Origin of the sequence: Nocardia sp. 348MFTsu5.1 (assembly GCF_000383535.1) — a bacterium.
Taxonomy (GTDB): Bacteria; Actinomycetota; Actinomycetes; order Mycobacteriales; family Mycobacteriaceae; genus Williamsia; species Williamsia faeni.
Genome location: NZ_KB911527.1, coordinates 88,505 through 95,243, shown reverse-complemented (window position 1 = coordinate 95,243; position 6,739 = coordinate 88,505). Strand labels below are relative to the sequence as shown.

At 61.4% G+C, this 6,739-nt stretch carries 7 protein-coding genes and 1 pseudogene; all 8 read right to left on the bottom strand.

All coding sequences use genetic code 11. From position 1 onward, the window contains the following. Positions 1 to 212 (bottom strand): annotated as a pseudogene (locus tag H290_RS31325) (hypothetical protein); the annotation flags it as partial. Between the two features lie 9 nt (positions 213 to 221). Continuing rightward, positions 222 to 857, bottom strand: coding sequence for a hypothetical protein (locus H290_RS0125525; RefSeq protein WP_020109699.1), 636 nt, complete (start codon positions 855 to 857; stop codon positions 222 to 224). Between the two features lie 64 nt (positions 858 to 921). Then, entirely contained in the window at positions 922 to 3,162 is a 2,241-nt protein-coding gene (locus H290_RS0125520; protein ID WP_028463695.1) for a hypothetical protein, read from the bottom strand. Positions 3,163 to 3,186: 24 nt separating this feature from the next. Next, positions 3,187 to 3,519 carry a hypothetical protein gene (locus tag H290_RS31320; protein ID WP_155977058.1) on the bottom strand — a complete coding sequence of 111 codons (333 nt, stop codon included), beginning with the start codon at positions 3,517 to 3,519 and terminating at the stop codon, positions 3,187 to 3,189. 105 nt (positions 3,520 to 3,624) lie between these two features. Next, entirely contained in the window at positions 3,625 to 4,632 is a 1,008-nt protein-coding gene (locus H290_RS0125510; protein WP_020109696.1) for an LLM class flavin-dependent oxidoreductase, read from the bottom strand. After that, positions 4,629 to 5,051, bottom strand: coding sequence for a carboxymuconolactone decarboxylase family protein (locus H290_RS0125505; protein WP_020109695.1), 423 nt, complete (start codon positions 5,049 to 5,051; stop codon positions 4,629 to 4,631). Before H290_RS0125505 ends, H290_RS0125510 begins: the two co-directional genes overlap by 4 nt. Continuing rightward, positions 5,048 to 5,995, bottom strand: a complete 948-nt coding sequence (locus H290_RS0125500) for an NAD(P)-dependent oxidoreductase (RefSeq protein WP_020109694.1) — start codon at positions 5,993 to 5,995, stop codon at positions 5,048 to 5,050. The genes H290_RS0125505 and H290_RS0125500 overlap by 4 nt, the downstream gene beginning before the upstream one ends. Continuing rightward, positions 5,992 to 6,729, bottom strand: coding sequence for an SDR family oxidoreductase (locus H290_RS0125495; RefSeq protein ID WP_020109693.1), 738 nt, complete (start codon positions 6,727 to 6,729; stop codon positions 5,992 to 5,994). The genes H290_RS0125500 and H290_RS0125495 overlap by 4 nt, the downstream gene beginning before the upstream one ends. Positions 6,730 to 6,739: the final 10 nt, after the last annotated feature.

Sequence of the window (6,739 nt, the reverse complement as noted above, 5' to 3'; positions counted from 1 at the left end):
TGTGGCATGTCGATGTGCCAGCCGTGGCGGCGGTGCCAGTCGTCGTGTGCGTCGTGGAGACGGGCGTTGAGTTCGGTGTGGTCGATGGGCGGTGGTGTGTAGGTGGGGCGTGCGTGGGGGAATTGTCGGTAGATGTCTTCGGCGGTGGTGCCTTGGGGTGAGCGCAGGGCAGCCATGATGTGTGGTGGGAAGGTGGGTTCTCTTGTAGTCATCAGATCTGGCTACTCGCTGCTGGCGGGCCAGCCGGGGCTGGGGGTGTGGATGCCCTGTGAGATCGGGGCGGGTGGGGTGATGCAGCCTTCGTTGTGTTTGTAATTTTCGCCGATGCTGTCGAGGATTTTCCAGTCGCCGTAGAGGTTTCGGGTAGGGGCTGGCTGGTCGCCGTGCTGATCTGCGGGGGGTGAGTTACCGGTGCGCTGGTAGGTGAACGCCATGGCGTACTCGACGTACGTGTTCAGGCTGTCTCGTGAGCACACGATGACTCCGCCGAGAGACTCGGACAGCGATGTCCATGGCTGCTGGCCAACGGGGAACGGGGCGACCCAGGCGAAGATGGTGAATGGGGGATTGTTGCGGGGACCCGTGCCACGCCGGTTGCCCCAGTTGTACCAACTGTCCCCGGTGGCGTCGGCCCAGCCCGGGAAGTATGCCGAAAATCCTAGTTCTGATCGCTGGATGTACGACTCGAAGATGGCTCGAACGAAGGTGCCGTCGGGGGTGGTGAGGTCGAGGGTGTCGGTGTCGAACCAGACCACCGGGTAGTCATCGACGGTGCGTACCGAACTTGGCGGGGCCGAAGTATCGCTGGCGTTGTGCGTGGGTTCCGCACAACTCGAGATGGCGAACGTGAACACCATCGCTATCGCCGCGCCGCGCAATAGAAAGGCTACCGGCCATCGTCGTCTGATACCGCCGATCGGCCTAACGTGGTTGTCTGGCAGGGGCATTGGGATTCTCCGGCTTCGATCCGTCGATGCTGTCCGTTGGCCAATCGGGCGCTTGGGTCCCTTTATCAAAACCATCTTCCCAGTCGCTATTCATTCTGCCCACCCAATCGTCGAAGGCGTTCTTATGCTTCTCGCTGTTGACCGTATTCCAGTCCAGCTTTCCGTCGACAAACCATTCGGGCGGCATAGGTGGAGTTCCGAACTCGGCAGTATGTCCGAACTCTGGGTGGGCCGCCATATAGCCCTCGAGTTCGTAGAAGTCGCGAATATTGGGGTCGTTGAGCTGTGCTACCCAGTTGGGATCATTTCCTTGTTTGGATACATCCTCGAGGACGGGCGCTTCGCCAAAGATCGCGTCGGCGAGCGGTTGTTGCATCGCTATACCGGCTTCGCTACCCACCGGCAGCAGTCCGGTCAGATCCTTGACAGTGGAGAATAGCGTCATCTTGCTGTCGTAGCTCGCCGTCCGTTCTGCTAGATCCGTCTCGGAGAGATGGTTTACTGCTTGGCTATTTCCATCTGTCATTGCCTGGCTTAGAATTCCGGCCAGTTCTGAGAAGTGGGCCTGGTCGGTCACTCCGTACTGCAAGGCCATCAAATTCTGCCACTTGTATGCTTCGGAGTTCATAGTCGCAGCGGCCTCGCCATCGGTATTGAGGGAGCGGAATATGTTTTCCAGCTCTCCGGGGTCGAGGCGGTCTGCTCCGTAGGTCGGTGCTCCTGTGCTGGTGGCGTCGATTCCGGTGAAGTCTCCGATGTAGGGGCTCAATGCGTTCGCGTAGATGCGGGCGAGTTCGGGGTTGGTGATGCCGACGTCGTCATTGGTACCCATGTCTCCCGGCGACCCGAGATAATGGGCCAGCGAGCTGGCATTTTCTCGGGACATTTCCGCGTAGAACGGATTGGAAGATCCAACATCTTGACCGATGGTGTCGAAGACGGTGTGTAGGCCGCTGAAGTCTGTCCACTCGTATTCGGAGATGTTGTTGAGATGGATTCCGGCGTTGTACTTTCCGCCGTTGTCGCAGGTAACGTCCATATTTTCGCCGGTGATGAAGTCGTGGGCGGCTATCCTGTCGGAACCACCGACCTTCATGGCGGTATTCAATACCTCGTCGATGGTGTCCAGACTGCCGGGACTGAACGTATCGTGGGCACCCGATATCTCGGATGATTGTTTGAGCAAGCCCCGGTTCACGTCCGACCCGTATCGAGCGTTCTGATCGCCCGCCGCGACGAAGTCGACGAAACTCATAGAATCTGGAAAGTGCGAATAAATAGTTCCGCTGTCGTCCACCGGATTTGTGGTCAAGACTTTACGTACATTCTCGGGTAGTGCTGCCATGCCGCCGCGATCTCCGTTGGAGGTGCTCAGATTTGGGATCCCGAGCAGCTGAGTTGCGTTTGCGAGGTTGTTTTGAATCTCGTTGTGGTGAGCGCCCGCGCCGAGTTTGATGATCTCCTCCATCGACAGTCCGTCAAGGTCGCCGACAATCTCCTTGATGAAGTCGAACTCGCCTTGAGTCATCGTGGCGGACTTCCCGTTCTTGAGCGCGTCGAGCTCGTCCGGGTCGAGATTGGTGCCGGCCTCCAACACACGCCGCTCGAAGTCGCTCAGCTGCTCACCATTTCGGAGCTTCTCGCCTATTTGATCCGCGACGCCGCCTCCGAGCGCAGATTCCAGCGGAGTCAGAGTGGAAATCGAAGAGCTTGCTGTGCCGATGGCCGCGGCGCACTTGGTGTCGGCCTCGTCGAATTCAACCGCCAGCCGCTGTAGCTGCGACGTCGCCGTGGCAGCATTGTTCGCCCGCACACTCTTCATGTTGGCGAGAAGTTCCAACGCCGCATCGTCGTCTTTGTACATGGACTCGGCAAGGGCGTAGTTGTAGCGGTCAGTGACTGTCCAGTCTTCTGCCACGTCGTAACCTGTTTCCTCCCAACCATCGGCTCCCGTTTTGAGGCTCTCAGAGATGTGGCTCATTGACGTGTGGCCATCGGTGATTGCTTTCGAGAGCTCCTCGAAAGCGTCGTCGACCCTGGTGAACTGGACCTGCTCGCGATTGGCGCGCGATACGGCAGCATTCCGAAATGCGCCGGACCAGTCCATTCCGGTGATGGTGCTCTGGATATTGAGCCCGTCGGCCTCGACCTGGTCGCCGATGGTGGTGGCGCCGCCGGCTGCGGTCGGCATATTGCCGAAATCGAAGCCGGACACTTGGCTTTTGGTTGGTCGCACGGGTCACCCCTGCGGGCGCGTGTTGAAGTCGCCCAAGGCTTCTAGGCGCCGGGTGCTCACTTCCTCCGTTGTCTCAAAAGTTTCAGCTGACTCGGTCAGGATCGAGTTCCATTCGCTGATTCGTGCACGCACCACCTCGACTGCCGTCTCGGCCGCATCGCCGGCTGTGGTCAATGCCGTTGCGGTATCCGTCGCCGACATACCTGTTCCGGCGAACCGCAGGGAACTCGTTGCTGTGCTGGGCGAGACACCACCGAATGGGGTCGTGCCTGTTGTTCCTCCGCCGATCTGTCGCGCGGCTTCTCTCAGATCTTCCGGGTCTACCTGTGTTGTCATGAAATTTCCCCCTACGTGCCAGCCAGCACATTCCCCCCAATGAGAATAGCGCCACGATACAGGGGAGTGCCGACAGGCACCTACCGCTACCGGACGACGGAGGGTTCAGCCTCCGAATTGACCAACGGGGTGGGTGCGCAATGCCGGAATCACATGCTCTCCGATGAGTTGCACACTCTCCCATGACGGTTGCTCGGGCATGCCGCCACAGAGTGGGTGGCTGGTGACCAGGCGGAATTCCTTGGTGCGGCAGCGTTCGATCAGTTCGTCCGGGGTGCAGACGACGTAGCCGGTGCCACTGCGCAGTTCGTCGACAGTGGTGGAACTGTCGCGCACATGGGAAGCGTGATCGCCGTGCCAGGCGTCGTAGGCGCGGGCGTCGGCGAGGAGGAACTGACCATATGCGTGCCAGAACTTGTCCGGGTCTTCCGCGCAGAAGACGGTGGACGGACCCGGTGGTGGTGTCATGACAAATCCGGGTTGCCGACCATGTCGGCGGCATTCGTCCTCGTAGACTTCGCGGAGCCCGGGATCTGCCACCTGGGGTTGAAAGCCCAGATCGAGTCGGGCTGCGCGCCGGGCCGCGGCTCGAGAACCACCGCCGTAGAACAAGAACGGATGTGGCTGCGACAGGGGAGTCGGTGTGACGCGGACCCTTCTGCCGTTGTACTCGAACTCCTCGCCTGTCCAGGCCTGGCGAAGTACACCGATGGCGCGCTCGATGTCGTCGCCGCGAGTCGCCCACGGTTTGCCGAGCTGGTCGTATTCCCCACGCAGGTATCCGAGCCCGAGTGTGTACGACGCCCGCCCGCCGCTCAGATGGTCGAGGAGCGCGATGTCCTCGGCCAGCCTCAGCGGGTCGTGGAGGTTCACCACGACTGCCGAGATGGTGAGCGGAATCCGGCTGGTGCAGCCGGCAAACGCGGACGCGACGATCAGGGGATTCGGCAGATAGCCGTCAGGCGAGCCGTGATGCTCCGAGAGCATCACGGCATCCTGATCGTGGGTGTCGAGATAGCTGACCTGCTCCACGGCGCGCTTGAACAGCTCGGCGCGCCCGGTGGGTGTGGCCCCGGGTGCACGAAAGTCGTAGCGCGTCGCGAAGAAGGTCACGTCGTCTTTTTCTGCTTCGCGAGTTTGGCCTCGTGCTTCTGGATGACCGATCCGAACATCATGTTCATCCTCGAACCCTGCGGCCAGCCCACGTAATAGCAAAGGAATAAAGCGATTTCGAGAAGTTCATCACCGGTGAGTTCGCCGTTCGCCAGAGCGGCACCGGCCTGGATCTCGGCCACGTCGATCTGACCGGTTGCGGCCAGAACACCGAAGATCAGCAGGCGACGATCGCGAAAGTTCAGGCCCTCGCGGTTCCAGACGTCGGCGAAGAGATGTTCGGTGAGATAGGCGTAGAAGTCACCCGGCCCGTCCTGCATCTCGAAGCCGTACACCTTGGCCATCGTGTCCATGCCCTTTTGGCGCAGCTCCGATGTCGGTGGCAGGTCGCCGTTCGCGGACGTCTGGTCGGTAGTCATTTCTGTTCCTTTCGACGGGTCGAGCTTCGCTCCGCTGCGTCTCCGCCATCGGTCGAGCTCCGCTTCGCTGCGTCTCCGCCAACGCCCAGGCCGTCGGCAAAACGGTCGAGAGCTATTTCGCCCAATGGAAGGTCTACGCCCAGTTCGCCACCGAGCGCCAGGGCGAGACCGAGATCTTTTTCACCGAGGTCGCGGACGTGGCTCAGGATGTCGTACCAGAAGTCGTCCGGCGGGATCGGAGCTGTGGTGTCCCGCAGGATGATCGAGCCGGCGCCGCCGGTGATCGCATCGGTGTGGCGGACCACTTTGCCGAGTTTGACGATGTCGATGCCGGCAGCTTCGGCCAGCCGTGACGCCTCGGTGGCGGCCGTGAACGAGATGAAGTGCAACAGGTTACGGGCCAGCTTCATCTTGGTTCCGGCGCCGATCGGGCCGGCGTGGATGAGCATGTCGGACATCAGCGAATAGGCCGGCTTCAACTTCAGGTACGCCTCGCGCTCACCGCCGACCATGATCGCCAGACGGCCTTCCTTGGCGCCGCCGGCTCCGCCGGATACGGGTGCATCGACCAGGGAAACACCCTGCGCGGCACATACTTTCTCCAGATCGATCGCGGTCTGTGGACCGATCGTCGAATGGATCGCGATGACCGTTCCCGGTGCGGCGGTCTCGAGGATGCCATGTGGCCCTGCGACGACGGTGTTGACCTGCTCGTCATTGAGAACGGTCACGCCGATGACGGTGGCGGTCTTGGCGACCTCGGCCGGCGAGTCGGCGCGGGTCGAACCCTCGATGGTGGCCTCGGGTCGCGTATCGCAGACCACCAGGCCGCCCGGCCATTTCACCAGGCGCTCGGCCATCGGTGCACCCATGTTGCCCAGCCCGATGAAACCGACCGGGGTGCTCTGTTCCGACGCGGGGTCGGATGCCTGTTGTTCGCTCATGATCGGATGATCTGTCCGCCGTCGACGTTGAAGATCTGTCCGGTGATCCAGCCGGCCTCGTCGGAGAGCAGGAACAGACACATGCCGACCAGATCGTCGGGAGTTCCCATGCGCGACAAAGGAAGCTTGCCGACCATCTCCTTGACCATGCTGCTCGGGGTGGTCGACCGGGTGGCCTCGGTGTCGATCGGTCCGGGCGCGATCGCGTTGACGCGGATCCCGGAACCGCCGAGCTCGGTGGCGAGCTGCTGGGTCAGGCCGTTGACCCCGACTTTGGCGAGACCATAGAAACCGCTGTACAGCCATGCGGCGGTAGAGGACTGGTTCACGATGGCGCTACCGGGCTTCATGTGTCCGTACACCGCGCGGGTCACGTTCAGAGCTCCGTCGAGGTTCACACTCATGAACTTCTTGTAGTAGTCCCATGGGACGGTGATCAGGAAGTCCAGCTGCATACCGCCGTAGATCGCCGCATTGTTCACCAGATAGTCGATCTGGCCGTACGTTTCCAGCGTCGCGTTCGCCAGGGCCTGCGCCGATTCGGGCTCGGCGACATCGGTGTTGACGTACAGCCCGCCGATGTCCGTGGCCACCTGTTTGCCGGCCTCGTCGTTGAGGTCGGCGATCACAACGTTTGCGCCTTCGGCGGCGAGGTGACGGGCGTAGACCTCGCCGATACCGCCCGCAGCCCCGGTGACGATCGCCGTCTTTCCTTCGAATCTGTTGTTGCTCATCGGTCGAACT

Coding starts and splice junctions, on each gene's coding strand:
- H290_RS0125525 (WP_020109699.1), bottom strand. CDS start 857: ATGGTGTTCACGTTCGCCATCTCGAGTTGTGCGGAACCCACGCACAAC.
- H290_RS31320 (WP_155977058.1), bottom strand. CDS start 3,519: ATGACAACACAGGTAGACCCGGAAGATCTGAGAGAAGCCGCGCGACAG.
- H290_RS0125505 (WP_020109695.1), bottom strand. CDS start 5,051: ATGACTACCGACCAGACGTCCGCGAACGGCGACCTGCCACCGACATCG.
- H290_RS0125500 (WP_020109694.1), bottom strand. CDS start 5,995: ATGAGCGAACAACAGGCATCCGACCCCGCGTCGGAACAGAGCACCCCG.
- H290_RS0125495 (WP_020109693.1), bottom strand. CDS start 6,729: ATGAGCAACAACAGATTCGAAGGAAAGACGGCGATCGTCACCGGGGCT.